The 25,652-nt window shown below is 65.4% G+C and carries 26 protein-coding genes; 17 read left to right on the forward strand and 9 right to left on the reverse strand.

Features of this window, described 5'->3' with window-relative positions; genetic code table 11:
* Positions 1 to 12: 12 nt before the first annotated feature.
* From BIU82_RS10520 to BIU82_RS10550, 7 genes are all read left to right on the forward strand, one after another.
* Positions 13 to 468: a VOC family protein gene (locus BIU82_RS10520; RefSeq protein WP_070349423.1), complete on the forward strand. Its 456-nt coding sequence runs from the start codon at positions 13 to 15 to the stop codon at positions 466 to 468.
* Positions 469 to 516: 48 nt separating this feature from the next.
* A complete protein-coding gene (locus BIU82_RS10525; RefSeq protein ID WP_070349424.1) occupies positions 517 to 948 on the forward strand; it encodes a VOC family protein in 432 nt (143 codons plus the stop codon).
* A 254-nt stretch (positions 949 to 1,202) separates the two neighbouring features.
* Positions 1,203 to 2,573 (forward strand): MFS transporter, encoded by a 1,371-nt coding sequence (locus BIU82_RS10530; RefSeq protein ID WP_070349425.1) that lies wholly within the window; start codon positions 1,203 to 1,205, stop codon positions 2,571 to 2,573.
* Between the two features lie 47 nt (positions 2,574 to 2,620).
* Positions 2,621 to 3,781, forward strand: coding sequence for a glycoside hydrolase family 88 protein (locus tag BIU82_RS10535; protein WP_070349426.1), 1,161 nt, complete (start codon positions 2,621 to 2,623; stop codon positions 3,779 to 3,781).
* Between the two features lie 50 nt (positions 3,782 to 3,831).
* Complete coding sequence (gene kduD, locus BIU82_RS10540) at positions 3,832 to 4,596, forward strand: 2-dehydro-3-deoxy-D-gluconate 5-dehydrogenase KduD (protein WP_070349427.1); 765 nt, start codon at positions 3,832 to 3,834, stop codon at positions 4,594 to 4,596.
* A 50-nt stretch (positions 4,597 to 4,646) separates the two neighbouring features.
* The gene (gene kduI, locus BIU82_RS10545) at positions 4,647 to 5,477 is read left to right on the forward strand and encodes a 5-dehydro-4-deoxy-D-glucuronate isomerase (RefSeq protein ID WP_070349428.1); all 831 of its coding nucleotides are present in this window, start codon (positions 4,647 to 4,649) and stop codon (positions 5,475 to 5,477) included.
* Positions 5,478 to 5,484: 7 nt separating this feature from the next.
* Positions 5,485 to 5,844: an L-rhamnose mutarotase gene (locus BIU82_RS10550; RefSeq protein WP_070349429.1), complete on the forward strand. Its 360-nt coding sequence runs from the start codon at positions 5,485 to 5,487 to the stop codon at positions 5,842 to 5,844.
* Here BIU82_RS10550 and BIU82_RS10555 read toward each other — a convergent pair.
* A complete protein-coding gene (locus tag BIU82_RS10555) occupies positions 5,831 to 6,859 on the reverse strand; it encodes a LacI family DNA-binding transcriptional regulator (protein ID WP_070349430.1) in 1,029 nt (342 codons plus the stop codon). The two genes, BIU82_RS10550 and BIU82_RS10555, sit on opposite strands and share 14 nt — an antisense overlap.
* Positions 6,860 to 6,999: 140 nt before the next feature.
* Here BIU82_RS10555 and rhaI point away from each other — a divergent pair, with 140 nt between their 5' ends.
* The 3 genes from rhaI to BIU82_RS10570 are packed head-to-tail and all read left to right on the forward strand — an operon-like array spanning position 7,000 to position 11,727.
* On the forward strand, positions 7,000 to 8,166 hold the full coding sequence (rhaI, locus tag BIU82_RS10560; protein ID WP_070349431.1) for an L-rhamnose isomerase: 1,167 nt from the start codon (positions 7,000 to 7,002) through the stop codon (positions 8,164 to 8,166).
* A gap of 4 nt (positions 8,167 to 8,170) precedes the next feature.
* Complete coding sequence (locus BIU82_RS10565) at positions 8,171 to 10,207, forward strand: bifunctional rhamnulose-1-phosphate aldolase/short-chain dehydrogenase (RefSeq protein ID WP_070349636.1); 2,037 nt, start codon at positions 8,171 to 8,173, stop codon at positions 10,205 to 10,207.
* Complete coding sequence (locus tag BIU82_RS10570) at positions 10,204 to 11,727, forward strand: rhamnulokinase family protein (protein ID WP_083292285.1); 1,524 nt, start codon at positions 10,204 to 10,206, stop codon at positions 11,725 to 11,727. Before BIU82_RS10565 ends, BIU82_RS10570 begins: the two co-directional genes overlap by 4 nt.
* Here the strand turns inward: BIU82_RS10570 and BIU82_RS10575 are convergent.
* The gene (locus BIU82_RS10575) at positions 11,670 to 12,269 is read right to left on the reverse strand and encodes a pyridoxamine 5'-phosphate oxidase family protein (protein WP_070349432.1); all 600 of its coding nucleotides are present in this window, start codon (positions 12,267 to 12,269) and stop codon (positions 11,670 to 11,672) included. The two genes, BIU82_RS10570 and BIU82_RS10575, sit on opposite strands and share 58 nt — an antisense overlap.
* Before the next feature lie 130 nt (positions 12,270 to 12,399).
* On the opposite strand from BIU82_RS10575, the gene BIU82_RS10580 reads away from it, so the two are divergent.
* Together BIU82_RS10580 and BIU82_RS10585 are read left to right on the forward strand one after the other, a co-directional pair.
* On the forward strand, positions 12,400 to 13,224 hold the full coding sequence (locus BIU82_RS10580; protein ID WP_070349433.1) for an alpha/beta hydrolase: 825 nt from the start codon (positions 12,400 to 12,402) through the stop codon (positions 13,222 to 13,224).
* Between the two features lie 25 nt (positions 13,225 to 13,249).
* Positions 13,250 to 13,786: a hypothetical protein gene (locus BIU82_RS10585; RefSeq protein ID WP_139146579.1), complete on the forward strand. Its 537-nt coding sequence runs from the start codon at positions 13,250 to 13,252 to the stop codon at positions 13,784 to 13,786.
* A 30-nt stretch (positions 13,787 to 13,816) separates the two neighbouring features.
* Here the strand turns inward: BIU82_RS10585 and BIU82_RS10590 are convergent, their stop codons facing one another.
* The 5 genes from BIU82_RS10590 to BIU82_RS10610 form a co-directional block, all read right to left on the reverse strand.
* A complete protein-coding gene (locus tag BIU82_RS10590; RefSeq protein ID WP_070349435.1) occupies positions 13,817 to 14,089 on the reverse strand; it encodes a DNA gyrase subunit A in 273 nt (90 codons plus the stop codon).
* 511 nt (positions 14,090 to 14,600) lie between these two features.
* The gene (locus BIU82_RS10595) at positions 14,601 to 14,873 is read right to left on the reverse strand and encodes a hypothetical protein (RefSeq protein ID WP_139146580.1); all 273 of its coding nucleotides are present in this window, start codon (positions 14,871 to 14,873) and stop codon (positions 14,601 to 14,603) included.
* Complete coding sequence (locus BIU82_RS10600) at positions 14,870 to 15,487, reverse strand: sigma-70 family RNA polymerase sigma factor (protein ID WP_070349437.1); 618 nt, start codon at positions 15,485 to 15,487, stop codon at positions 14,870 to 14,872. The genes BIU82_RS10595 and BIU82_RS10600 overlap by 4 nt, the downstream gene beginning before the upstream one ends.
* A 34-nt stretch (positions 15,488 to 15,521) precedes the next feature.
* Positions 15,522 to 15,788: a hypothetical protein gene (locus BIU82_RS10605; protein WP_070349438.1), complete on the reverse strand. Its 267-nt coding sequence runs from the start codon at positions 15,786 to 15,788 to the stop codon at positions 15,522 to 15,524.
* A 64-nt stretch (positions 15,789 to 15,852) separates the two neighbouring features.
* Complete coding sequence (locus BIU82_RS10610; protein ID WP_070349439.1) at positions 15,853 to 18,237, reverse strand: excinuclease ABC subunit UvrA; 2,385 nt, start codon at positions 18,235 to 18,237, stop codon at positions 15,853 to 15,855.
* A gap of 190 nt (positions 18,238 to 18,427) precedes the next feature.
* Here BIU82_RS10610 and BIU82_RS10615 point away from each other — a divergent pair, with 190 nt between their 5' ends.
* Genes BIU82_RS10615 through BIU82_RS10625 form a run of 3 tightly spaced genes read left to right on the forward strand, consistent with a single transcriptional unit; the run spans position 18,428 to position 21,433 of the window.
* On the forward strand, positions 18,428 to 19,567 hold the full coding sequence (locus BIU82_RS10615; protein WP_070349440.1) for a type III polyketide synthase: 1,140 nt from the start codon (positions 18,428 to 18,430) through the stop codon (positions 19,565 to 19,567).
* A complete protein-coding gene (locus BIU82_RS10620) occupies positions 19,564 to 20,277 on the forward strand; it encodes a class I SAM-dependent methyltransferase (RefSeq protein WP_070349441.1) in 714 nt (237 codons plus the stop codon). Before BIU82_RS10615 ends, BIU82_RS10620 begins: the two co-directional genes overlap by 4 nt.
* A complete protein-coding gene (locus tag BIU82_RS10625; RefSeq protein ID WP_070349442.1) occupies positions 20,270 to 21,433 on the forward strand; it encodes an NAD(P)/FAD-dependent oxidoreductase in 1,164 nt (387 codons plus the stop codon). The genes BIU82_RS10620 and BIU82_RS10625 overlap by 8 nt, the downstream gene beginning before the upstream one ends.
* Here BIU82_RS10625 and BIU82_RS10630 read toward each other — a convergent pair.
* Complete coding sequence (locus BIU82_RS10630; RefSeq protein ID WP_070349443.1) at positions 21,430 to 21,876, reverse strand: nuclear transport factor 2 family protein; 447 nt, start codon at positions 21,874 to 21,876, stop codon at positions 21,430 to 21,432. The two genes, BIU82_RS10625 and BIU82_RS10630, sit on opposite strands and share 4 nt — an antisense overlap.
* Before the next feature lie 43 nt (positions 21,877 to 21,919).
* On the opposite strand from BIU82_RS10630, the gene BIU82_RS10635 reads away from it, so the two are divergent.
* Positions 21,920 to 22,597, forward strand: coding sequence for a peptide deformylase (locus tag BIU82_RS10635; protein WP_070349444.1), 678 nt, complete (start codon positions 21,920 to 21,922; stop codon positions 22,595 to 22,597).
* Here the strand turns inward: BIU82_RS10635 and BIU82_RS10640 are convergent.
* Positions 22,594 to 24,624, reverse strand: a complete 2,031-nt coding sequence (locus BIU82_RS10640; RefSeq protein WP_070349445.1) for a S9 family peptidase — start codon at positions 24,622 to 24,624, stop codon at positions 22,594 to 22,596. The genes BIU82_RS10635 and BIU82_RS10640 overlap by 4 nt on opposite strands.
* A gap of 69 nt (positions 24,625 to 24,693) precedes the next feature.
* Here BIU82_RS10640 and BIU82_RS10645 point away from each other — a divergent pair, with 69 nt between their 5' ends.
* Entirely contained in the window at positions 24,694 to 25,569 is an 876-nt protein-coding gene (locus tag BIU82_RS10645; protein WP_070349446.1) for a putative RNA methyltransferase, read from the forward strand.
* Positions 25,570 to 25,652 lie beyond the last annotated feature (83 nt).

Raw genomic sequence — 25,652 nt, forward strand, 5'->3', positions numbered from 1 at the left:
GGATTCACAGTCATGCAGAAGATTTCCACCTGCCTATGGTTCGACGGCCGGGCCGAAGAAGCGGCCGAGTTCTATGCCGGGATCTTCCCGGATTCAACCATCGGAGCCACCATGCCCGGCCCGGACGGCAAGGCGCTCACCGTCGAGTTCACCCTGGAAGGCCGGGAATTCCTCGGGCTGAACGGCGGGCCGCAGTTCAATTTCACGGAGGCCGTATCCTTCATGATCAACTGCGACACCCAGGAAGAGGTTGACCGCTACTGGGATGCGTTGACCGCGGGGGGCGAAGAGAGCCAGTGCGGTTGGCTCAAGGACAAGTTCGGTGTTTCCTGGCAGGTTGTACCGACGGCCCTCCCGGGCTTGTTGTCCGGTCCCGACCCGGAGGGTTCGCAGCGGGCAATGGAGGCCATGCTCAAGATGCAGAAGCTGGACATCAACGTCCTGCAGAACGCCTACGACGGTAACTGATACAGACCACAGATCCGGCAAGACCAACGAACAAGGAGAAGCATCCACATGGCAACACGTCTCAACCCGTACCTTTCGTTCCGCGACAACGCCCGGGACGCGATCACCTTCTACGAGTCGGTGTTCGGCGGGGAGCTCACGATCAGCACTTTTGGCGATTTCCAGGCAAGCCAAGACCCGGCGGAGGCCGACAAGGTCATGCACGCGATGCTGGTATCGGACAACGGGCTCGTGCTGATGGCGTCGGATACTCCGAACGGGATGTCCTACAACCCCGGCGATAACATCTCCGTTTCCTTGAGCGGAGAGAGCAGCGACGAGGCCGAGCTGCGGGGCTACTGGGAGAAGCTGTCCGACGGCGGCACGGTCGCCATGCCGCTCGCCCCGGCACCCTGGGGCGACATCTTCGGCATGTGCACGGACAAGTTCGGCATCGCATGGCTCGTGAACATTGCGGGAGAGCAGCAGGCCGCAGGCTAGTTCCCAAGGAAGCGCAAGGCCCGTTTCGCGGCACCCGGCCACCGCAGGCCGGGTGCCGCTTTTTCGTCTGCCGATGAAACGAATCAAGTAAGCGTTGACGTAACGCGTATCACGTTCTATGGTTGCTAATGAATCGATTCAAAAACGCGCTGAAGGCACCGTTCCGAGAAGCCTGCACCAGCGATCCAGCTTTCCAAGCCGCCCGGAATGGACGAGTTCCGGCCCCCTTGCCAAAGACGACGAAGGATGAGCCAATGAGCACTATGCCTCCAGGGGATGTCCGCCCCAGTATCGATGAGACCGTTGACCACAGAGATCCGAAGAAGGCCGCGCTCAGTGGCTGGATCGGCAGCGCGTTGGAGTACTACGACTTCGCGCTGTACTCCCTGGCCGCGACCCTGATTTTTCCCACGGTCTTCTTCCCCTCCGAAAACCCGACCGTTGCGATCATCGCTTCACTCGCTACCTACGCCGTGGGCTACGTGTCCCGTCCCGTGGGTGCCGTAGTCCTCGGGGCTTACGGCGACAAGCGGGGCCGTAAACACGTCCTCGTGTTCGCGATGCTCCTCATGGGCTTTGCAACGTTCGCGGTAGGCCTGCTGCCCACCTACGGCCAGGTGGGCCTGCTCGCACCGGCGCTGCTGGTCGGACTGCGCTTGATCCAAGGCTTCGCGGTGGCCGGTGAACTCGGCGGTGCCAGCGCCATGATCGTCGAGCACGCACCGGATGCACGACGCGGATTCTTTGCCAGCTTCAGCCTCCAGGGCACCCAAGTCGGTTCCATCCTGGCCACAGGCGTCCTCCTTCCGTTGGCCGCGCTGCTTCCGGCAGAGCAGTTCCAGGCCTGGGGCTGGCGTATTCCGTTCCTGCTCAGTGCCTTCGTGATCCTGGCCGGCTACTACATCCGCCGCCGTGTGCAGGAGCCCCCGGCATACCTGGCCCAGGCCACCGACGCTCCCGTGAAGCAACGCTTCCCGTTCTTCGAACTGCTCCGCTCGCACCCGTGGGTGCTCGTCCGCTGCATCATCATGACCTTCACGAACGTCATCGGCATGGCGACACTCGTCTTCGGCGTCTCCTACGCCACCCAGAAGGGGTACGGCATCGGCTTCTCAAGCAGTGACTTCCTTTGGGTTTCGCTGTTGGCCAACGTGGCTGCCGTCCTGACGATTCCGTTCTTCGGCGCATTGTCCGACAAGATCGGGCGGAAGACCCTCATGGTGGCAGGTGGCCTCGGCGGCGGACTGCTGGCCGGGGGATACCTCTGGGCGGTTGAACAGCGGAGCCTGGTGTTGGTTTTCGTAGCGGTGGTCCTGGTCCAGGGCATCCTGTTCCAAATGTGGAACGCAACCTTTGCCACCTTCTTCCAGGAGCAGTTCCCGATGCGGATCCGGGTCACCGGCTTCGCGGTCGCCCAGAACATCGGCCTGATGATCGCGTCCTTCTTCCCGAGCATCTTCACCGCCATCGCGCCCCCCGGCACCGCCAACGTTCCGCTCGTGATCGGCACGGCCACACTGGGCATCTGCCTGGCCGCGGTGCTCGCTACCGCGCTTTCCTCCGACACCAAGGGAAAGTCGCTCGAAGACCTCGAAACCGGCAAGGGCCGCTCTGTCCGGCTCTAGGGCCCGGACCGGAACTAAGACAATCACGCGAAAGAGGGAGAACGGCGATGGCCGAACCGAACGAAGCAAACCAGGCAGCATGGCCGGTGAAGCACAGCCCGCTCCTGCGGGCCCCTGAACGCTTCATCGCCAGGGATGAGCTTCACGGGCTGGTGCACCGCCTGACCGACAACCTGGTGAACATCAAGGACGAAACGGGAGAGTTCCTGCTTCGGCTGGACGACGGGCGCGTCATCGACACCAAAGGCTGGGCAGGCTGGGAGTGGACCCACGGCGTCGGGCTGTACGGCATGTGGCAGTACTACGACCAGACCGGCGACCAGGCTGTCCGGGACATCATCGACTCATGGTTCACGGCCAGGTTCGCCGAAGGCACCACCAAGAACGTCAACACCATGGCCCCCTTCCTCACTCTGGCCTACCGGTACGAGGAAACCCAGGACCGCACGCTCCTGCCGTGGCTGGATTCCTGGGCCGAATGGGCCATGAACGCGATGCCGCGCACGCCCAGGGGCGGCATGCAGCACATCACGCTCGCCGAGGAAAACCACCACCAGTTATGGGACGACACCCTGATGATGACGGTGCTGCCATTGGCCAAGATCGGCTTGCTCCTCGGCCGGAAGAACTACGTGGACGAGGCAACGTTCCAGTTCCTGACCCACGTGGCCTATCTCATGGACCGCGAAACGGGGCTGTGGTTCCACGGCTGGTCGTTCGAGGGAAACCATAATTTCGCCAAGGCCCGTTGGGCGCGGGGAAACTCGTGGCTGACCATGGTCATCCCGGACTTCCTCGAGCTGCTCGACCTGCCGGCGTCCGACCCGGTGCGGCGCTTCCTTGTCGAAGTGCTCGAGGCACAGGTTTCCGCCCTCGCAGGGTTGCAGGATTCGAGCGGCCTCTGGCACACGCTCCTCGATGACCCTTCCTCGTACCTCGAAGCCTCGGCGACGGCCGGGTTCACCTACGGAATCCTGAAGGCAGTACGGAAAGGCTACCTCGGCGCGCACCACGCCGGAGTGGCCGAGCAAGCCGTGCGGGCAGTCGTCTCGAACATTTCCGACGACGGCGAACTGCAGCAGGTCTCGTTCGGCACCGGCATGGGCCCGGACCTGGATTTCTACCGCCGGATTCCGCTCACCTCGATGCCTTACGGGCAAGCCATGGCGATCCTTTGCCTGGCGGAGTATTTGCGGAGCTACTACTGAGCCGCGTGGGCGGCACTTTGGATACCCACCTATTTTGGAGGAACATACACATGGTTTCCGAGCTGTTCCGGCTTGACGGAAAAGTTGCCGTAGTGACGGGCTCATCGAGGGGGCTGGGCCAAGCGGCCGCCGTGGCGCTGGCCGAAGCCGGGGCTGACCTTGCCCTCGTCAACCGCGGCAGCGCGAGCGACACTGCAGAGCAGGTGAAAGCTGCCGGCAGGCGGGTCCAGCTCATCGAGCTGGACCTGGGCGCTGCGACCCCGGCAGAGCTCGATTCGACCATTCAGTCGGTGGTGGACACCCTCGGCCGGGTCGACGTCCTGGTCAATAACGCCGGCATCATCCGCCGGGCGCCGTTGCTGGAACATTCGTCAACGGACTGGGACGACGTCCTGTCCACGAACCTGGACGCAGTGTTCCATCTTTCGCAGGCTGTGGCGAAGCGGTATGCCGCCCAAGGCGGGGGCAAGATCATCAACATTGCCTCGATGCTGTCCTTCCAGGGCGGCGTGTTCGTCCCGGGCTATGCCGCGAGCAAACACGCCGTGGCCGGCCTGACAAAGGCCTTCGCCAACGAACTCGCCGTCCGCGGAATCAACGTGAACGCCATCGCGCCCGGCTATATGGCAACCGACAACACCGCTGCCCTCAGGGCGGATGATGCCCGCCAAAAGGCAATCCTGGAACGCATACCCGCCGGACGGTGGGGCACTCCGGACGACCTCAAGGGGGCCCTTGTCTTCCTTGCGTCCTCCGCGTCCGACTACGTCAACGGGGCCATTCTCCCCGTGGACGGCGGCTGGCTCGTCCGCTGAGCCGCCAATACCGCACGAACCAACACCTACCCCTGACCTGGAGACACGACATGCAGCAGCGTTTCGCCACCAACCCGGACCAGCTTCCCGGCTTCGATAGCAAGGAGCTTCGTTCCCGCTACCTCGTCGAAGACATCTTCGTGCCGGGTGAAGTGACCGCCGTCTATACGCACCATGACAGGATCGTCCTCGGTGGGGCGGTGCCTGCAGGCAAGGAGCTTCCCCTCCCTGCCTTCGAGGAGCTGCGCTCCGACTACTTCCTGGCCAACCGGGAAATCGGCATCATCAATATCGGCGGCACCGGAACGGTGACGGCCGGCGATGACACCTTCACCCTGCCCCATGGGGCGTGCCTGTATGTCGGACGCGGCACGCGGAACGTCGTCTTTGCCGACGCCGCAGGCCAGGAGGGCGCGCAGTTTTATCTTTTCAGCGCTCCCGCGCACACCACATATGAGACCCAGCTGGTCCTGAAGGGGGAGGGTACGGTGCGCGAACTCGGTGATCAGCTCACCAGCAACCGGCGCAGCCTGAACCAGTACATCCACGAAAAGGGAATCCGCTCCTGCCAGATCGTCATGGGCGTCACGGAGCTGCATCCCGGATCGATGTGGAACACCATGCCGGCCCACACCCACGACCGGCGCACTGAATGCTATCTCTACTTCGACGTCCCCCAGGATGCCCGGGTCATCCACCTGATGGGCCGGCCGGAGGAGACCCGGCACCTGCTGGTGGCTGACCGGCAGGCGGTGATCTCGCCGTCGTGGTCGCTCCACTCGGGCGTGGGCACCGCCGCGTATTCATTCATCTGGGCGATGGCGGGGGAGAACCAGTCCTTTGACGACATGGACGCCGTTCCCGTCACCGCGCTGAGTTGAGCCGGCCGTGGAACGGGTGTGCTTCCGCCTTCAGGTAAAGCCGGCGCTCATCGAGGAATACACGAAACGGCATGCCGAAGTCTGGCCGGACATGCTGCAGGCGCTGGGGGACAGCGGCTGGCGCAACTATTCGCTCTTCCTCGGCGGCGACGGCCTGTTGATCGGCTATTTCGAAGCCGAGGATCCCGCGCAGGCGCGCCGGCTCATGGCCGAAACCGAGGTGAATTCACGGTGGCAGGCCGAAATGTCCCGCTTCTTCGAAGGGCTGGATGGCGCCCCCGACGAAGGGTTCGTCCAGCTTCCGGAGGTCTTCAACCTGGAAACACAGTTGCTCCGCTTGCCCCCGCAGCAGGCTACGGCCGGCTGACGGACTCCAGGACTCCGGTGCTGGCCCGCCCCACGAGTTCGGGCTTGAACACCACGTGCTCGCGACCGGCTTCCGGGTCCTCAAGTTCTTGTGCCAAAAGCCGGATCGCGGTCCGTCCGATCTCTTCGGCCGGCTGGCGGATTGAGGACAGGGGCACCACCGCGGATCGCGCGAAAGCGATGTCGTCATAGCCGATCAGGGCCACGTCATCGGGGATGCGCAGTGAGTTCATCAACAGGATCGACTGCATCATTCCGGTGGCCAGGAGGTCGTTGGCGCAGAAGATTCCGTCCGGCAGGGAGTGGCGGGGGCGTTTGAGCAACTCGTCGCCCACGCTCCGGCCGGCGAGTACGTCCAGCTCCGGCGTCGGGAGGAATTCGAGCGTCGCCCCCGGGTGTTCAGCGACTGCCTTTTCTGCACCGCGCAGGCGGTCGGCCACTTGCTGAACGTGCTTGCCGCCGCCAACGAAAGCAAGGCGGGAACGTCCAGCTTGGAGAAGATGCGAAGCGGCGAGGTAACCACCGTGCACGTCGTCGACGGACACGGAACTGTAGAGCTCCGGGTCGCCTTCCCGGTCGACAAGCACGACGGCGACGCCGCGCGCCTTAAGCTCGGAGACCCGCGAGGACAGATCGCCGACAGGCGTGATCAGCAGGCCTTGGACACGCTGTTCCTCGAACAGGTCGATATACCGGGATTCACGCTCGGGGTCGTGGCGGCTGCTGGCGAAAACCACCGAATTACCGGCCTCGGCCGCGGCGTCTTCGGCACCCCGCGCCAGCGAGGCGAAGAAAGGGTTGGCGGCGTCTAGCATAACGAGGCCGATTGTCCTGCTGCGGCCTGCGCGGAGCTGCCGGGCGGCGTCGTTGCGGACGAAGCCGAGTTCGGCGATGGCGCGGAGGACGCGTTCCTTGGTGCGCGGGCTGACACGTTCCGGATGGTTCAGCACATGGGACACCGTGCCCACCGCCACGCCAGCCCGGTCGGCGACGTCCTTCACACTTGCAGAGCGCATCCTGCCTCCTGAAACCGCCGATATGACCCTTGACACGTTACTAGAAAGACCCTAAATTTGAAACGAATAAATGAAACGATTCAAAACAGCCTTGGACGTTTCGCCGGAGAAGTATCCGCCAGTGGATTTGGAGTTCACCCATGACAACGATGTCCAGCATCCTGCCCCGCTTGGAAGGGCTCGCCATTGAAGTGCCGTCCTGGGCCTATGGGAACTCGGGAACCAGGTTCAAGGTATTCGGCACGCCGGGTACTCCGCGCACCATCCACGAAAAGTTGGCCGATGCCGCCAAGGTCCATGAGCTGACCGGCCTCGCGCCGGCTGTGGCCCTGCATATCCCGTGGGACAAGGTGGATGATTACAACGCCCTGCGTGGCTACGCGGGGGAGCTCGGCCTCCGGCTCGGCACTGTCAACAGCAACACCTTCCAGGATGAGGAATACAAGTTCGGCTCCCTCACCTCCAGTAACAATGCGGTGCGCCGCCGCGCGGTCGACCATCACCTTGAGTGCATCGACATCATGCACGCCACGGGGTCCCGCGACCTGAAAATCTGGCTGGCGGACGGCACGAATTACCCGGGCCAGGACGATATGCGGGGCAGGCAGGACCGCCTTGCTGAGTCCCTGCAGGAGATTTACGCGGCACTGGGAGAAGAGCAGCGCCTTGTCCTGGAGTACAAGTTCTTCGAGCCGGCCTTCTACCACACCGACGTTCCGGACTGGGGAACGTCCTACGCTCAGACTTTGGCTCTGGGGGAGAAGGCCTTCGTGTGCCTGGACACCGGACACCACGCCCCGGGCACCAACATCGAGTTCATCGTCATGCAGTTGCTGCGCCTGGGGAAGCTGGGCTCGTTCGACTTCAACTCGCGCTTCTACGCCGACGACGATCTGATTGTTGGCGCAGCTGACCCGTTCCAGCTGTTCCGCATCATGCACGAAGTAATCCGCGGCGGGGCGCTGGCGCAGGATTCGGAGGTGGCGTTGATGCTGGACCAGTGCCACAACCTGGAAGAAAAGATCCCAGGCCAGATCCGGTCCGTGCTGAACGTCCAGGAGATGGCGGCACGGGCACTGCTGATAGACACCACCGCCCTTGCTGAAGCCCAGGCAGCAGGCGATGTGCTGGCCGCCAACGGCATCTTCAACGATGCCTTCTACACCGACGTCCGTCCGGCGCTTGCCGAATGGCGTGAATCCCGCGGCCTGCCCGCGGACCCGCTCGCTGCCTTCAAGGCAAGCGGTTACCAGAAAAAGATCAATGAGGACCGCGCAGGCGGCCGGCAATCCGGATGGGGTGCATAAGAGGATGGCGAACAAGACTGTTGACGAGCTGATTGCCCGTTCCAACCGCCTGGGCGCGGACAAGCGGAACACGAACTTCGCGGGCGGCAACACTTCGGCCAAGGGCACGGAAAAGGATCCGGTCACAGGCCAGGACGTGGAACTGCTGTGGGTCAAGGGCTCCGGCGGCGACCTGGGCACGCTGACCGCGCAGAACCTGGCGGTACTGCGTTTGGACCGCTTGCGGGCGCTCAAGGAGGTTTATCCGGGCGTCGAAGGTGAAGATGAGATGGTGGCTGCCTTCGACTACTGCCTGCATGGAAAAGGCGGCGCGGCCCCGTCCATCGATACCGCCATGCACGGGCTCGTGGACGCGGTGCACGTGGACCACCTGCACCCGGACTCCGGTATTGCGATCGCGACGGCGGCGGACGGCGAGGCCCTGACCGCCAAGATCTTCGGGGACCAGGTGGCTTGGGTTCCGTGGCGGAGGCCCGGGTTCCAGCTCGGCCTGGACATCGCGGCGATCAAGGAAGCCAATCCCCAAGCCATTGGTACGATCCTGGGCGGGCACGGCATCACCGCGTGGGGCGCCACCAGCGAGGAGGCCGAAGCCAACTCCCTGCGGATCATTGAGCAGGCCGCAGCGTACATCGCGGACAACGGCAAGCCCGAGCCCTTCGGCGCCAGGCTCCCCGGTTACGCCGCCCTCCCGGAGCCCGAACGCCGCGCGAAGGCGGCCGCCCTGGCACCGGTGATCCGCGGCTTGGCATCCACGGACATGGTCCAGGTGGGGCACTTCAGCGATGACGCCGTCGTCCTTGAATTCCTGGAAGGTGCGCAGCATCCGCGGCTGGCCGCCCTCGGAACGTCCTGCCCGGACCACTTCCTGCGGACCAAAGTCAGGCCGTTGCTCCTGGACCTCCCGGCGGATGCCGACATCGAGGAGTGCATCTCACGCCTGAAGGAACGGCACGCGGAATACCGTAAGGACTACCAGGCGTACTACGACCGCCACGCGGACGCGGACAGTCCGGCCATCCGCGGCGCCGATCCGGCGATCGTGCTGGTTCCCGGCGTCGGGATGTTCTCCTTCGGCAAGGACAAGCAGACCGCGCGGGTGGCGGGGGAGTTCTACCTCAACGCGATCAACGTGATGCGCGGCGCCGAGGCGGTCTCCAGCTACGCCCCGATCGAGGAAGCGGAGAAATTCCGCATCGAATACTGGGCGCTTGAGGAAGCCAAGCTTGCACGGATGCCCAAGCCCAAGTCCCACGCGGGCAGGATCGCGCTGGTGACCGGTGCGGCGTCCGGCATCGGTAAGGCGATCGCCACCCGTCTGGCCGCCGACGGCGCATGCGTCGTGATCGCCGACCTCAACCTGGAAAACGCCCGCGCCGTAGCCACGGAACTGGGCGGTGCTGACGTCGCCATCGGCGTCCAGGCCGACGTGACGGACGAAGCGCAGGTCCACGCCGCCATCAACGAGGCGGTGCTGGCTTTCGGTGGCGTGGACCTGGTGGTCAACAACGCCGGCCTGTCCATCTCCAGGCCGTTGCTGGAAACCAGCGAAAAGGACTGGGACCTGCAGCACAACGTCATGGCGAAGGGCTCCTTCCTGGTTTCCAAGGCCGCCGCGAAGGCCATGATCGACCAGGGGCTTGGCGGGGACATCATCTACATCTCCTCCAAGAACTCCGTGTTCGCGGGGCCGAACAACATCGCCTACTCCGCCACCAAGGCCGACCAGGCCCACCAGGTGCGGCTCCTTGCTGCGGAACTGGGCGAACACGGCATCCGCGTCAACGGCATCAACCCCGACGGCGTCGTGCGCGGCTCCGGCATCTTCGCGGGCGGCTGGGGCGCCAAGCGCGCCGCGGTCTACGGCGTTGACGAAGAAAAGCTCGGCGAGTTCTACGCCCAGCGCACCCTGCTCAAGCGCGAAGTCCTGCCCGAACACGTCGCCAACGCCGCGGCCGTCCTCACGGGCAGCGAGCTGTCCCACACGACCGGCCTGCACATCCCGGTGGACGCCGGCGTCGCGGCCGCGTTCCTGCGGTGAGCAGCCACATTCCCGGCGACGGCAGCGGTGCGGTCTTCGCCGCCGTCGACATCGGGGCGTCGTCAGGCCGCGTCATGCTGGGCCGCGTGTCCGCCACAGGCGTCTCGCTGGAGACCGTTCACCGCTTTCCGAACGGTGTGGTGGAGCTCGACGGCGGTCTCCGCTGGGATTTCGGCTTCCTTTTCGATGAGGTGCTCAAGGGCCTGGCCGATGCAGCGTCCGTCGCGGCGGCGGCCGGCGAGCGCATCGCAAGCATCGGGATCGACACCTGGGCCGTGGACTACGGATTGCTCGAGGACTCCGGCGGGCTTGTCTCTATGCCGTACAGCTACCGGGACAGCCGCGGCAGCACCGCCGTCGAACGGGTTCACGCGCTAGTGGACGAACGCAGGCTGTACGGGATCACGGGACTGCAGTTCCTGCCGTTCAATACCCTCTACCAGCTGGCTTCCGAGCCCTCGCTCGATGGCGTGCAGGCGCTCTTGATACCCGACCTGATCGCGTTCATGCTCACGGGCGAGCGCCGCACTGAGGCCACGAACGCGTCGACCACCGGGCTCTTCGATGCGGTCGCAGGGGAGTGGGCCACCGGGCTGATGGATGAGCTTGGCCTTCCCCCGGCGATCTTTCCTCCGCTGGTCGAACCCGGGGACACCATCGGTACACTCCTGCCGGATGTGGCGGCACGCATCGGCCTGCCGGCTTCAGCTCCCGTGGTCGCGGTGGGTTCCCACGACACCGCATCCGCTGTGGCTGCGGTTCCTGCCGTGGAGGATGGGTTCGCCTACATCTCCTCGGGGACTTGGTCCCTGGTAGGCGTCGAACTGGACCGGCCGGTGCTGGACGAGGCCAGCCGCGCTGCCAATTTCACCAACGAACGCGGCGTTGACGGGACAGTCCGATACCTGAGGAACGTCGGCGGGCTGTGGCTGCTGAGCGAATGCCAGCGGGCCTGGGCCGGCGATGGCCACGAAGTGCAGCTCGGAACGCTGCTTGACGAGGCGGCGGCCCTGCCCCCGGGCGGTCCCGTGATCGACGCCGACGACCCCGCCTTCACACCGCCGGGCGGCATGCCGGAGCGGATCCGGGAAGCAGTACGCCGGGCGGGCGGTCAAGCGCCCGAGGCGCCGGCCGCCGTCGTGCGTTGCATCCTGGACAGCCTTGCGGCCGGATACGCCCGGACACTCCGGCGGGCCGCCGAACTGGCCGGGAAGCGGATCAAGGTGGTGCACGTCGTGGGCGGCGGTTCGCAGAATTCCCTCCTGTGCCAGCTCACGGCGGATGCGTGCGGGCTTCCCGTGGTGGCCGGACCGGTGGAGGCAACGGCGCAAGGCAATATCCTCATCCAGGCGCGGGCTGCCGGCGCGGTTTCGGGAAGCCTTGAGCAACTCCGCCGCTTCACCGCCCCGCAGCAGGCCGCGGTTCGCTACGAACCGCGTGCCACGGCGGCCGGGATGCGGCCCTATGCCGACCCGGCGGCTCCGGCCCCGGTCTCAGTCCCAGTCCCGACTGGATCGTAATCGTACGCCGGCATGCCGTCGATGCTGCGCCGGTTCTTTCCAACGCGGTAGGCGGCACTGCCGTCGTCGCCCTTACGCTCAAAGAACGGACCGAGCAGCTCGCGGTGGCCTTCGAAGGACATGAGTGGAACGCCCCAGCCGCACGAATCGGAGACGCGCTCGACGTCGACGACGATCACCGCCCGGGTGCCTGGCTGCTGTTCGAAGCGCGCGGCCAGTTGTGTGAACCCGTCGTCGTAGCGGGTGACGGTCCTGCCGCGTCCGTGCAGCCGGACGATATTGGGCGGCCCGTCAAAAGCACAGAACATGACGGTGATCCGACCGTTTTCGCGCAGGTGCGCAATGGTTTCGCTGCCGCTTCCTGTCACGTCGAGCCAGGCGAAGGTGCGCTCATCCAGGACGGCGAAGGTACCGGGAAGGCCGCGGGGTGAAACGTTGACGTGGCCTCCTGCGGACAGGGGAGCGGTTGCCACGAAGAACAGCGGTTGGCGTTCAATGAAGGTGCGCAGTTTTTGGTTGATGGATTCGTGGACTTTGCCCATGGGCCGACTCTGCCACCGCGTCGGGCGCCCGGCAAATGCCGTTCACGGTTCGGATAGTTGCCTCTCGACATGCGCCGGGTGAAATGTCAGGCTGGGCAAAGTTGCCCCACGACGATGCGGAGGACGGATCATGCAGGACCTGACGGCGGCCGCCAGCGAGACCGGATACGCGCCGGTCAATGGCCTTCAGATGTACTACGAGATCCACGGACGGGAGGGTGACGGCGGTGTTCCGCTGTTGCTCCTGCATGGCGGCCTTTTTGATATCGTCCAGCAGTTCGGAGCGCTGATCCCGGGCCTGGCTGCCGGGCGCCGCGTGATCGCCGCGGACTTCCAGGGACATGGCCGAACCAACGACATTGACCGGCCGCTTGGCACTGCGGACCTGGCGTCCGACGTGCTTGGCCTGCTGCAACATCTTCGGGTTGCCAAGGTCGATGTATTCGGCTTCAGCATTGGCGGCGCCGTAGCCTTGCACCTCGCGGTCAAGCATCCTGAACTGGTCCGCAGGCTCATCGTCTCCTCGGTGTCCTTCCGGCCCGAAGGCGACCGGGGCGGGAACGCCGAGGCGATGGCGGAAATGTCTGTCGACATGATTGCCGGAACGCCGATGGAGGAACGCTACCTTGCTGTGTCGCCGCACCCCGACCGGGAACATCTCCAGGGCCTGTTGGACAAGCTCGTGCGGTACGGCGACGGTGAAAGCGGCTGGAGCGACGACGAGATCCGGGGGATTTCCGCACCGACCCTTTATACGGTGGGTGACTGCGATATGGTCCGGCTGGACCACGCCGTGAAATTCCTTCAGTTGCGCGGGGGAGACGTGAACGGCGATTTCGAGGGTGTTCCGGCCTCACAGCTGGCCGTTTTCCCCGGGACGACGCACTTCAACGGGCTAGCACGGACAGAACTGGTGCACGAGGTGGTGACCGGATTCCTCGACGCAGGGGAGTAGGGGGGTCCTGTGGGACGATGGCGGCGTGGCGCAGCGCAACGTTCTTACCTTGGAACCGCAGGGTCCTGAATTCGTAGCATCGGTGTTTGCCGGTTATTCCAAGACGCGGAAAAGGGCGGAATGTCGTCGGTTGGACATCGTCATTGACGGCCGGCCACTTCGGTACTTATGGCGGGACTGGGAACAACCCGAATGGGACATGGAAGTTCCTGTTCCTGACCTCATCACGATGATGTCACCGTCTTCGCGCAAGGCAGCTTCCACCCAACTGGATCAACTCCGGGGCCCGGATGCGGGTGACGCACCCAAGAGGGTTGAACTGTTCTTTTGCCCGGCCTGCTTCGACATTTCCGACGGCATCCTGAGCGTCGAAGTTGCGCGTACGGCTGATGCTGTCACTTGGCGCGCCTTCGGCTGGAAGGACGAGGAACAGGACGGCGACGCGGACGCCCTGATCACGAACGCGACAGAACTCGTGTTTGATGCTGTCGCCTATGACGCGGTACTTGGCTCGGCTCAAGCGGCGTTCCGCCTTGGCTTCGGCTGGAGGCGAAAGCGCTAGGTATGATCGCTGCGGTATTGGGGCGGTTTGTTAGTCGCCGGCGGCCAACATCGCTCTGAGTTCTTCAGCGCGCGAAGTGAGTTTTTGACGCTGGTCGCGGGTGAATCGTCTGGCTTGGGCGTCGAGGACAACCCGGCTGGCAAGCTCGCCAACACCCAAGAGCTGAGCTACTCGACGGATTGCTTCGTCCACGTCCTCTGAATCTTCGATGGCCTGGAAAACTTCTTCCCGTCGGGCAATCGCCTGTACCAAGGCGTCCAGGATCACGAGTTCTTCTCTCATGTGCCGTTCCTGGTCCTCCATACGGCGATTCTTGCACGACGGAGGTCGTGGGCGCAGACGCCGTGTGGAACGGCCGCCGCGGAGCGCGGAGGAGTAGCTTCAGTGAAGAGTTTCAACTTTACTTTACATAATGTAGATTATCGGCACTTTAGGAACGCTTTGGCGAGGGTTCACCTGAGAAGATCTCTCGGTGAACCATTGACCTCAAAGCAATGCTCCGCAGCGTTGTCGCCGACGCGTTCGACGACGCCTTTACCGTGACGCACGCCGGTTCCGGCAAGGAACTGTGGCTGTTTCGCAGGCTTCCGCCTACATCAGACGCACGGCGGTGATCCGCGCTAGCTACGGGTCGACGTCGCCATTCCCGAGTTGGGCGTCCAGGCCGCGCTTTTCGACTACGACGACGAACCGTACATGGGTGCCATGCTACGGAATCCCCGTCCCACCATGCGCGCCCGCCTCCAAGGCGGACGCCGACGAGCTTCGCGGGAGTACTGCAATTTACTTGACATAACTCTGTGCGCGCACTGCCTTACGCGTTCCCAAGCCGTTCCAGCGCCCTTCCAGGATCCACGCCAGCGTCGGCCGCTGCGAGCAGCAACAAGGACCGGCATTCCTCAAGGCACGCGGAGCAGGCGGCAAGGTGCGCCCGGAGACCCGGAATCGAGTCGGGCGCCTCGGCCAGCAGCATCTCGACATAGCCGTCGACCGCCTCGAAGCATTCGTCGCAGGACATCCAGGGCTCGGCCGAGAAAGTCAGCCGGCCCAATAGCTCCTGTGTTGTGACGCGACGTGCTGGAGTCATGGGATCACCCTCGAAGTTGGTTCGCCAAGGAAGCCAGCCTGCGTGAGGTACCGCCGCAGCCGCCCCCGGGCGTCGTGAAGTGTTTTGTACAACGCGTTGCGGCTTGTTCCCAGCCGGTCGGCGAGGACGTCGATGGGGACATCGTCGATGAGCAACGCAATCAGCACCCGGCGCTGGTGTGGTGTGAGCGCCTTCTCCAAGCCTTCCCGAATAGCGACGGAAAGCTCGGCGCCCTCCGCCTCCTCCTCTGGCACCAAACCGTGCCCTGGCTGTTCGGGTACGGACGCAAGATCCACGTCCCAATGGCGCCACATGCTCCGCCGAACTTCAACAGCCGCGTAGAGAATGCCGAACTTGTACGCCCAGGTGGAGAACTTGCTGCGGCCCTGGAACGTGGACAGTTTGCCCAATACCGCCACCATGGCCTCATCGGCGGCCTGGTTGATCAACTCGTCAACGCGGACCACACCGATAGTCGGCAGCCGGCCGTACATTTGCAGGACCTGGTGGCGGACCGCTTTCAGCAAGAGACCGTGCAGCTTGGCAAGAGCCGCTTCATGACCCGGACCGGTGGTGCTGAGCAGTACGACCCAGTCCGTGTCGCAGGGCGCCACGGCCGGGGCCCGCGGCCCCGCGAGTCCCGGTCCGTCAACGCCAGCTGTCGGGATCACCGTAAGACCCCATGTCGCCCACGGGCCCGGCAATGCGGACCGCAAGTTCCGGCGGGCATCCCTTGTCCACCAGATTCAGCAGCTCGTGGATATCCACGCCCCTCGAGGCCGCCATGCGTGCTGCGAGCGGTGTGGGAAAGCCGGCCTCCCGGAGAAGGCGCTGGCGCCAGGCCACAATGGCGCTCCATTCGTCCCGGGGTCTCCCGGACCCGGCCTGTGCCGGGAATTCCTGTTGGATGCTCATACCCCATTAGTGTCCGCCCGGCTGCCTGTCTTACCCGGAAATTGTCCAATCCGGAACCACAGCCTCAGACCCCCACATAGTCGGCCAGATGCTGGCCGGTCAGACCGGCCCGGGCGGCCACCAGCTCAGCTGGCGTGCCCTCGAAAACGATGCGGCCGCCGTCGTGCCCGGCGCCGGGACCGATGTCGATGATCCAGTCGGCATGCGCCATGACGGCCTGATGGTGCTCGATCACGATGACCGACTTGCCGGAGTCCACCAGACGGTCCAGCAGGCCAAGGAGCTGTTCGACGTCGGCCAGATGCAGGCCGGTGGTCGGTTCGTCGAGGATGTAGACGTCCCCCTTCTCCCCCATCTGCGATGCCAGCTTGAGGCGCTGCCGCTCACCGCCGGACAGCGTGGTGAGCGGCTGGCCGAGTGCCAGGTACCCAAGGCCGACGTCGGCCAGCCGCCGCAGGATCGCATGCGCTGCCGGAATCTTGGCGTCGCCCGCCGAGAAGAACTCTTCTGCGGCGCTCACCGACATGCCGAGGACTTCGCTGATGTTTCGGCCGCCGAGCGTGTACTCGAGGACTGCCGCCTGGAAACCTTTGCCCTCACAGTCTTCGCATGGCGTCGACACGGTGTCCATGAAGCCCAGCTCGGTGTAGATCACACCGGCGCCCTTGCACTCCGGGCAGGCGCCCTCGGAGTTTGCACTGAACAGGGCCGGCTTCACGCCGTTGGCCTTGGCAAACGCTTTGCGGATCGGTTCGAGCAGCCCGGTGTACGTGGCCGGGTTGCTGCGGCGGGAGCCCTTGATGGCGGACTGGTCGATCGCCACCACGCCTTCGCGTCCGGCCACCGAACCGTGGATCAGCGAACTCTTCCCGGACCCGGCCACGCCCGTGACGACCACCAGCGAACCCAGCGGGATGTCGACGTCGACGTCCTTGAGGTTGTGCGCCGAAGCTCCGCGGACCTCCAGCTTGCCCTTGGGCTGGCGGAACGTTTCCTTGATCCGCGAGCGATCGTCCAGGTGGCGTCCGGTGAGTGTGCCGCTCCCCCGCAGCCCTTCCACCGTGCCCTCGTAGCAGATGGTTCCGCCGGCGGTACCGGCGCCCGGGCCGAGGTCGACGACGTGGTCGGCGACGGCGATCGCCTCCGGCTTGTGCTCCACCACCAGGACGGTGTTGCCTTTATCGCGCAGGCGCAGGAGGAGCTTGTTCATGCGCTGGATATCGTGCGGGTGCAGGCCGATGGTCGGCTCGTCGAACACATAGGTGACATCCGTCAGCGAAGAACCGAGGTGACGGATCATCTTCACGCGCTGGGCTTCGCCGCCGGAGAGCGTTCCGGAAGGACGGTCGAGGGACAGGTAGCCAAGGCCGATCTCAACGAAGGAATCGAACAGGTGCAACAGATTCGCTTTCAGGGGGCCGACGGACGGCGCGTCGAGGTCGCGGATCCATTGCGCCACATCGGTAATCTGCATGGCACAGACCTCTGCGATGTTCAGTCCGTTGATCTTCGAAGAACGTGCTGCTTCGTTGAGCCGCGTACCGTCGCAGGCAGGGCAGGCAGCAAACACGGCAGCCCGCTCCACGAAAGCACGGATGTGTGGCTGCAGGGAATCCGGGTCCTTGCTGAACATGGACTTCCGGATCTTCGGGATCAGGCCTTCGTAGGTGACGTTGATGCCCTTGGCCTTGATCTTGACCGGCTCCTTGTAGAGGAGATCGTCCAGTTCCTGCTTGCTGTAATCCTTGAGGGGCTTGGCCGGGTCCACGAAGCCTGACTCGATGAACGTCGCCACCATCCAGCCGTCCGCGGTATAGCCCGGCACCAGGATGGCCCCCTCTGCCAGGGACTTGTTTTCGTCGTAGATCGCGGTGAGGTCGAGGTCCGAGACAGTCCCCCGGCCTTCGCACTCGGGGCACATGCCGCCGTGGTAAACGGCGTCCCTAACGATGGTCTTCTCACCCTTGGCGTCCGTCATGACACCGCTTGCCTTGCGGGTGGGGATGTTGAAGGAGAACGCGACAGCGGGTCCGATGTAGGGCTGGCCCAGGCGGCTGAACAGCACCCGGAGCATGGCGTTGGCGTCGGTCACCGTGCCTACGGTGGATCGGGCGTTGGCGCCCATGCGTTCCTGGTCCACGATGATCGCCGTGGTCAGGCCCTCCAGGACATCGACGTCCGGCCGTGCCAGCGACGGCATGAAGCCCTGGATAAAGGTGCTGTACGTTTCGTTGATCATCCGCTGGGATTCGGCGGCGATCGTGCCGAACACCAAGGAGCTCTTGCCGGAGCCGGAAACCCCGGTGAATGCGGTCAGCCGGCGCTTGGGAATCTCCAGGCTGACGTCCTTGAGGTTGTTTTCGCGGGCGCCCTGCACCTTGATCAGCTCGTGGCTGTCTGCAAGCGGCACCGAAGGATCCCGGGTCTCGGTTCCCGTGGCAATGCTCATCGTCTCTCCGTCCGTGAATCGGAGGCCCGTTTGCGGAATCCCCCATGGCCATGCGTCGCTTGACCCAGCGTAGAACAGCCGGGCTCCGCGGTCACGAACCACACTAGACCGGGCCGGCCGCGGCCGCTTCTCCGATCCTGCTCCGCGGCCCCGCCATTGTCTTAAGCGGCCCCGGCGCCAACAATGAAGCATGTCGGTCTACGTGAATTCCCTCGAGACAGCCGTACCGCCAACCATCCTGGTGCAACCCCAGGCACGCGATGTATTCGCCGCCCAGCCCGGCCTCACCCGCCTCGGATCACGACTTGTCAGGACGTGTTTCGACTCCGCCGCCATCGACACCCGGCACACCGCCGTCGCCGAGCTCACCCTGGGCGGCGGCCCGGACCGCCGGGACTTCTACGACCCGGACAGCGGCGAAGTCCTGAACCCGAGCACCAAAGTCCGCAACGACCTCTTTTTCACCGAAGCGACCAAACTGTTCATCGACGCCGGACAGGCCGCCGTCGACAATTGCCCGGGCGTGCAGCCCGAAGACATTACGCACGTCATCACGGTGTCCTGTACCGGATTCTTCAACCCGGGACCCGACTACAAAGTGGTCCGTGCCCTTGGGCTGAGCCCGGCTGTTCAGCGCTACCACCTGGGTTTCATGGGCTGCTATGCGGCGTTCCCCGCCTTGCGGGCCGCGAGGCAGTTCTGCGTGGCGGACCCTGATGCGGTGGTGCTGGTGATCTGTGTGGAGCTGTGCTCCCTTCATGTCCGCACCTCCAACGATCCGGACACCATCATGGGTTCGGCGATCTTCGGCGACGGCGCCGCAGCCGCCGTCGTCAGCTCCCGGACTCCGGAGGGTCCGGACGCCGCGCTGCGCCTGGACCATTTCGAAACGGTCCTGACGCCGGTGGGCGAGGAAGCGATGGCCTGGAACATCGGAGACCAGGGCTTCGAAATGGTGCTCGGCAGCTACGTGCCACACATCATTGAGGAGCACATCACCGGGGCACTGGAACCGCTGCTGGCCCGCGAAGACGGACTGTCAGGCAAGCCCTACAGCGACATCCCGCACTGGGCCATCCACCCGGGCGGCCGGAGCATCCTGGACAAGGTCGAGGCGAAGCTTGACCTCCGCGAGGAACAGCTCCGGCCCGCCCGGGACGTCCTGCGCGACTTCGGCAACATGAGCAGCGCCACCGTGCTTTTCGTCCTGAAACACATCCTGGGCCAGCCCGCCGCAGAGGCGGAGGAACGGATCTGCTCCATGGCCTTCGGCCCCGGCCTGACGGTGGAGACCGGCCTGTTCACCAAGGTCCCTCCCCCACGGCCATGACCGCGTTCCTGCGGGAAAGGGCGGCAGGCCTCCTAGAGGAAATGGACCGTCCGGACTGCGACCCGGCCCGCCTTCGCAACAGCTATGCACGCTTTTCGCTGGTGAACCGACTGGTGGCCGGCTGGGGCCGGAGCTACCGCCGCCGGGTCAAGCCGCTGCTTGCCGGTGGCAGGTCGCTGACCATGCTGGACATCGGCTGTGGCGGGGGCGATGTCCTCCGCCGCCTGGCACGCGCCTCCGCGCGGGACGGCTTCAGGCTGGAGGCCACCGGTGCGGATCCGGATGCCCGGGCCCACGCCTTCGCGCAGTCCCGCAAAGCGGTCCGCGGCGTACGGTACCGGCGGGCGTTCAGTTCGGAGCTGCTGGACAACGGTGAGCGGTTCGACGTCGTCATCTCCAACCACGTGCTGCATCACCTGGGCGGGGAGGAACTGCAAGCGGTGCTCGCCGATTCGGAGCAGCTCGCCCGGCGGCTCGTCCTGCACAACGATCTTCGCCGCAGCGCTCTTGCCTACGTCCTCTTCCTGCTTTTCTTTTGGCCCTTGGGCATCGGCTCCTATATCCACACGGACGGGCTGGCCTCAATCAGGCGCAGCTACACTGCGCGCGAGCTCCGGGCCATTGCGCCGCCCGGTTGGCAGGTGGAGCGGAACGGCCCCTGGCACCTCCTGCTGGTGTACCGCCCCAACGGAGGCCGCCGCAGTGATTGATGCGGCGATTGTCGGCGCCGGGCCGGTGGGACTCCTCATGGCGGCGCTCATGCGCGGCCGGGGACTCGACGTCGCCGTCTTCGAAAAGCGCCCTGAACCCGGCACTCAGAGCAGGGCCATCGGCATCCATCCCCCTGCGCTGGCCGTTCTTGACACCGTCGGCGCGGCGGGCCCCCTGATCCGCAGCGGGGTCTGTATCCGTCGCGGCAGCGCCTATAGCTCCGGACGCAAGGTGGCCTCGCTCGACTTTGCCGTGCCGGGAACCGAGTACCCGTTCATCCTCGCCGTGCCGCAGCACCGGACGCTGGATGTGCTGGAAGAGCGCCTCGAGGCGTGCGGCCCGGGTACGCTGCACCGCGGCGTCGGGATCTCCGAAGTGGTGCCCGACGGCGGCGGCTGGCTCCTGCGCGGCAAGCGCACCACGCGCGCGGGGCCGGCTGAGCCGTTCGAGGCCGGATGCCGTCTGTTGATTGCGGCGGACGGCGCGCATTCAGGATTGCGGGCGGCCCTTGGCGTCACCCCCCGGGTCCACGACTATCCAGACCACTACCTGATGGGAGACTTCCGCGACGATACCCCTTTCGCGGAGGAAGCCGTGCTGTTCCTGGAGGCCCCGGGAATCGTGGAATGCTTCCCCCTGCCCGGCGGCGTGCGCCGTTGGGTGGCGTGGTCCGGTCCGCCGGAGGCCCAGGCAAGCGCCGAGGGACTGGCGGGAATCCTCCGGCGCCGGACCGGCCATGAGGTGGACCCGTCGAGCAACACGATGCTCAGCACTTTCGGCGTTCGCTCCAGCCTCGTGCCCGCCATGGTCCACGGATCCGCGGCATTGTTGGGGGACGCGGCCCACGAGCTGAGTCCGATCGGCGGCCAGGGAATGAACCTGGGCTGGCTCGATGCCGCGGCGCTGGCACCGTTGCTGGAACGGATGCTGCAGTCGCGCAAGCGCCCGGACGCCATGCTGGACCGGGACCTCGCGGCCTTTGAACAATCCCGCCTGCGCATCGCCCGTAAAGCCAGCCGCCAGGCCGGGATCAACATGGCTCTCGGACGGCCGCTCTCGCCGCCGCTGCTTAGGTGGAGGAACATCCTGATCGGCCGGGCCATGCGGCATGGGGCCGTGGCTGCCTTCGTGGCGCGGCGGTTCACCATGCACTAGCCGGCGGCGGGGACCTCCGGGACCTCAACCGTCACTTGCTCAGGATCGGTGAAGTAGCAGTCATAGCTGTCCTGGCTGCGGATCCGGCCGTTGTCCACCTCGAAAACAGCGGTGGTGCGGGCCCGGATGGTGTCACCCGCGTCCCAGTGCGGCAGGTCGAGCAGGAGGGTGGCAGACCAGTTGATCTCCAGGACCACCCGGTTTCCCTCGGAGGTGGTGCGCACGATCTCGAAGTGCTGGTCCTTGACTACGTCCTTGCTCTGGTCCGCGCCGGACAGGGTGGCCTGCAGATCCCGGATGCCGCCCTTCACGGACAGGACGTGTGGCCACTCCGTGAGCCTGAAATCGTCGGCGAGGAAGGGCCGGATCTCTGCCGCACCACCGCCGCGCTCCACGGCACGGATGAAGCCCAATACGCAGTCCAAGGGAGTCAGTTCAGTCATTTTTCGAGCCTAATCCATACGGGGCCGGCTATAGGCTCAAGCCATGGACTTCAGCATTCGCCCGCTCTCCCCTGCTCCGCCGACGCCGTCCGGCCCGCAGGAAATCCAGGCCCTGGTCGAATCGATCCTCGAGCAGGACGCATTGCCCCCGATCGTGCAGGCCGGACACCCGGTGCTGCGCCAGTACGCGGCTCCCTACGATGGGCAGCTGGACGACGCCACCCTCCTGCGCCTGATCGACCTGATGCGCAGGACCATGCACGAGGCTCCCGGCGTCGGCCTGGCGGCGCCACAGATCGGTATCCCGCTGCAGCTGGCCGTGCTCGAAGACCGCTTTGACGTCGATCCGGCGGCGGCCGCCACACGGGAACGTGTTCCGTTGGATTTCCTCGCCATCCTCAATCCGGCGTATTCGGCGCTGGGGCCCGACACGGCGTCTTTTTACGAGGGCTGCCTGTCCGTGCGCGGTTACCAGGCCGTGGTGACCCGTCACCGCGCAGTTGCCTTGGAATACCTCGAGCCGGACGGCACACCGGCCAGGGCTGAGTTCAGCGGCTGGCAGGCACGCATCGTCCAGCACGAAACCGACCATCTCCACGGTGCCCTCTACCTGGACCGTGCCGAAACCAGGTCATTGGCAGGAAACGAGGAATACATGGCCCGCTGGGCCCAGCCAGGGATCGACCGGGCCGCAGCCGCCTTGGGCTTCCCGCGGAGCTAGGCTCCCTCCGCGGCGGCCCGGTTCCTGGTGGTCGGCAGTTTCTCGGCCCACCACGCCAGGATCTGTTCGAAGCGCTGCTTCCTGTGGTGCGGAGTGCCCGAACGTGAGAGTTCGTGGTCTTCGCCGGGGAACAGGAGAAGTGCCGTCTCCACGCCTTGGGACTTCAGCGCGGCGAAGTACCGTTGTCCCTGCTCCACCGGGCAGCGGAGATCGTTTTCACTGTGGATCACCAGGGTCGGAGTGCGGACCTTCGACACCACGGCCATGGGGCTTTGGGCCAGCATCTGCTCCATGGTTCCTCCGGTGTATTCACCGCCGAAGAACCATCCGATATCGGACGAACCCGTGAAACTCACCGGATCCAGGAACCCCCGCTCAACGATCGCGGCCTTGAAGCGGTGATCGTGGGCGATGGTCCACGCCGTGAGGTAGCCGCCATAGGAGCCGCCCATGATGCCCACGGCTTCCGGATCCAAGGCGGGGAACGCGGCCAGAGCGCCGTCCAGGAACGCCAGGACGTCAGCCATGTCCACCGTTCCCATCGCTTCCTTGATGGCCGCGCCGTGTTCCTGCCCGTATCCGGCAGAGCCTCGCGGATTGCACATCAGCACCGCGTAACCGGCCTCGGCGTAAACCTGTGCCTCGTCAAAGAAGGATCCGCTGTACTGGGCAAAGGGGCCGCCGTGGATGTTCAGGAGGACCGGGTGCGGACCTGGCCCCTCCGGCGCGACAAGCCATCCGTGCACCGGGTAACCGTCGTCTCCTGTCGCAATGAACTCGCGGGGTTCGCGCACCGTGGTCTCGTTCCGGAGGCGGGCGGAGAAATCGCTGAGCATCCGCAGCTCGCCGCGTTCCAGCACCCCCACGTCACCCTGGCTCGCGGCATCGGCGAAGGACACAGCGATGACTTCTCCGGCAGCCGCTGCGCCAAGGACCACCCGCTCGCCGTGCAGCAGGACCTCGCTGCCGCCGTCGGCCGTCCACTTCAGCAACTCGACGCTGCCGCGGTGCGAGTTCAAGGCAAGCACGCTGTCCGGGCCGGCCGGCTCAAGGCTGCCGGAAAGGTCCTGGGTTTCTGCGTCGCTGAGGATACGGGCGTCACCGCCGTCCGTGGGCATGACGTACAGCGCCGTATTGCGGGCAACGAAATCGAGGCCCCGCTCCCCCAGTTCCTGGGCCGTGAAGAACAGCTGCTTGCCGTTGCGGGATTCCCGCACGGCGTGGATGGACTGTGGCGCGTTTCCGCTGCGGACGAGCACGGCCTCCCCGCCAGCGGCGGGCACCTTGTAGATGCCCGAGGCGATGTCGTCGTCATGGTTGTCGTGCTCGGCGGCGAGGAAATACACGCTCCGGCCGTCACTGCTGAAGACAGCGCCGCTGTGGTCGGACCCGCCGTCGCTGAGCTGGACCGCCGTCGGGAGGCCGCGCGATGCATCTTCGGAGCCCTTGGCGGCCTTGGCTGCTTGGGCGCGGCCCACCGGCTCCACAGCCGGTTCGCCGCCGAGTTCCGGAACGTCGACCACGAAAATCCGGCCCGGCCTGTCCAAGGTGTAGCCGAGGCCGTTCATCCGGTATTGATTACTGCGGACCAGGCGGGCGTCTTCGCTTCCGGACCCGACGCCGTCGACCGTCCCGTATCGCCCTTCCTCCGGCACCCGCGAGGTGAAGACGATCCGCGCGGAGTCCGGGGCCCAGGAAAATTCGCTGACGCCGAGCTTCCGGTCCGTAATCGCCTGGGGTTCGCCGCCTGCGGCCTCGACAATGTGCAACTGCGGTTTGCCGTCCGGGGTGGCGCGGAGGAATGCCAGCACCTTTCCGTCCGGCGAGAAGGCCGGGGCGGTGTCACGGAACCCGCGGGTAATCCGGCGCGGCGTCTGCGAAGAATCGAAAGGTACGCTCCAGAGCTGGCCGACATACGCGTCGGCGTCGAAGTCCGGTCGCGTCACGGACACCACGGCCCGTGAGGCGTCCGGGTGGACGGCGGGCGCGGAGACGGAATTCAGCAAGGGCAACTGTTCGGCTTTCACGCAGGTGAGCCTAGTGCCTGGCAGCTTGTCCGCCGTCGCAGCCACTCCGGCGGCCGTAGGATTGACCCTATGCTTTCCGACGCCGTCCGTGCCCTGCGCTGCCCCGTCTGCCAGGACGCACTCGGGCTGGAAGGAACTTCCCCGGCCGAAGGTGCCCCGTCACGCCGATCGCTTCGCTGCCCGGCCGGCCACAGCTTCGATGCCGCCAAGCAGGGGTACTTCAACCTGCTCACCGGAAAGGGCACCGCATTTGAAGCCGACTCCCCGGCAATGGCCGCGGCCCGCCACGACTTCCTTGCGGCGGGTCACTATGCGGAACTGTCGTCCCTGCTCGTAGACCTGGCGGCGCCCGCACTGCAGGCGCCGGACGCCGTCGTCCTCGATTCCGGCACCGGCACCGGCAACTACCTGAGGGCTGTCCTCGACCACACCCCCACGGCATCGGTCGGCATCGATATCTCGAAGTTCGCCCTGCGCCGCGCCGCGCGGCTGAACCCGGACACCATCAACCTTGTCTGGGATGTCTGGCGCCCCTTGCCCCTCGGCACGCACACCGTCGACCTCGTCACCGTTGTTTTCGCCCCACGGAACCCGGCCGAATTTGCCCGCGTACTCCGGCCCGGCGGCCGCGCCATCGTGGTGACACCACGGCCGGGACACCTCGCAGAGATCGCCGGACTGACCGGAATGCTCCGCATCGAGGAAGGCAAGGAGGAACGGCTGGCCGAATCCATGGGAGGCCATTTCACCCTCGCCGGCCAAGAGGCACTCGACATCCGGCTCACGCTGGACGAGGCAACCGCCGCGGACCTCGCCTTCATGGGGCCGGCCGGGCACCACCTCGACCGCGGACAACTGCTGGCTTCGCTTGCGGGAACAGGTGCCGTGGAGACCACGGCAAAATTTGCGATCAGCGTTTTCAGCACGCCTGCGGCGGCTTCCTGAGGGTGTTCCTGACGGCAGTGCGCACCGCGGGCTAGGATGGAAAAACAGCGGGCGACACGCCGATGCTCCCTCCTCGGGATGCG

Origin of the sequence: Arthrobacter sp. SW1, from assembly GCF_001766675.1 — a bacterium.
Classification (GTDB): domain Bacteria; phylum Actinomycetota; class Actinomycetes; order Actinomycetales; family Micrococcaceae; genus Arthrobacter.

Coding starts and splice junctions, on each gene's coding strand:
- BIU82_RS10520 (WP_070349423.1), top strand. CDS start 13: ATGCAGAAGATTTCCACCTGCCTATGGTTCGACGGCCGGGCCGAAGAA.
- BIU82_RS10525 (WP_070349424.1), top strand. CDS start 517: ATGGCAACACGTCTCAACCCGTACCTTTCGTTCCGCGACAACGCCCGG.
- BIU82_RS10530 (WP_070349425.1), top strand. CDS start 1,203: ATGAGCACTATGCCTCCAGGGGATGTCCGCCCCAGTATCGATGAGACC.
- BIU82_RS10535 (WP_070349426.1), top strand. CDS start 2,621: ATGGCCGAACCGAACGAAGCAAACCAGGCAGCATGGCCGGTGAAGCAC.
- kduD (WP_070349427.1), top strand. CDS start 3,832: ATGGTTTCCGAGCTGTTCCGGCTTGACGGAAAAGTTGCCGTAGTGACG.
- kduI (WP_070349428.1), top strand. CDS start 4,647: ATGCAGCAGCGTTTCGCCACCAACCCGGACCAGCTTCCCGGCTTCGAT.
- BIU82_RS10555 (WP_070349430.1), bottom strand. CDS start 6,859: ATGCGCTCTGCAAGTGTGAAGGACGTCGCCGACCGGGCTGGCGTGGCG.
- rhaI (WP_070349431.1), top strand. CDS start 7,000: ATGACAACGATGTCCAGCATCCTGCCCCGCTTGGAAGGGCTCGCCATT.
- BIU82_RS10565 (WP_070349636.1), top strand. CDS start 8,171: ATGGCGAACAAGACTGTTGACGAGCTGATTGCCCGTTCCAACCGCCTG.
- BIU82_RS10575 (WP_070349432.1), bottom strand. CDS start 12,269: ATGGGCAAAGTCCACGAATCCATCAACCAAAAACTGCGCACCTTCATT.
- BIU82_RS10580 (WP_070349433.1), top strand. CDS start 12,400: ATGCAGGACCTGACGGCGGCCGCCAGCGAGACCGGATACGCGCCGGTC.
- BIU82_RS10590 (WP_070349435.1), bottom strand. CDS start 14,089: ATGGAGGACCAGGAACGGCACATGAGAGAAGAACTCGTGATCCTGGAC.
- BIU82_RS10595 (WP_139146580.1), bottom strand. CDS start 14,873: ATGACTCCAGCACGTCGCGTCACAACACAGGAGCTATTGGGCCGGCTG.
- BIU82_RS10605 (WP_070349438.1), bottom strand. CDS start 15,788: ATGAGCATCCAACAGGAATTCCCGGCACAGGCCGGGTCCGGGAGACCC.
- BIU82_RS10610 (WP_070349439.1), bottom strand. CDS start 18,237: ATGAGCATTGCCACGGGAACCGAGACCCGGGATCCTTCGGTGCCGCTT.
- BIU82_RS10615 (WP_070349440.1), top strand. CDS start 18,428: ATGTCGGTCTACGTGAATTCCCTCGAGACAGCCGTACCGCCAACCATC.
- BIU82_RS10620 (WP_070349441.1), top strand. CDS start 19,564: ATGACCGCGTTCCTGCGGGAAAGGGCGGCAGGCCTCCTAGAGGAAATG.
- BIU82_RS10630 (WP_070349443.1), bottom strand. CDS start 21,876: ATGACTGAACTGACTCCCTTGGACTGCGTATTGGGCTTCATCCGTGCC.
- BIU82_RS10635 (WP_070349444.1), top strand. CDS start 21,920: ATGGACTTCAGCATTCGCCCGCTCTCCCCTGCTCCGCCGACGCCGTCC.
- BIU82_RS10645 (WP_070349446.1), top strand. CDS start 24,694: ATGCTTTCCGACGCCGTCCGTGCCCTGCGCTGCCCCGTCTGCCAGGAC.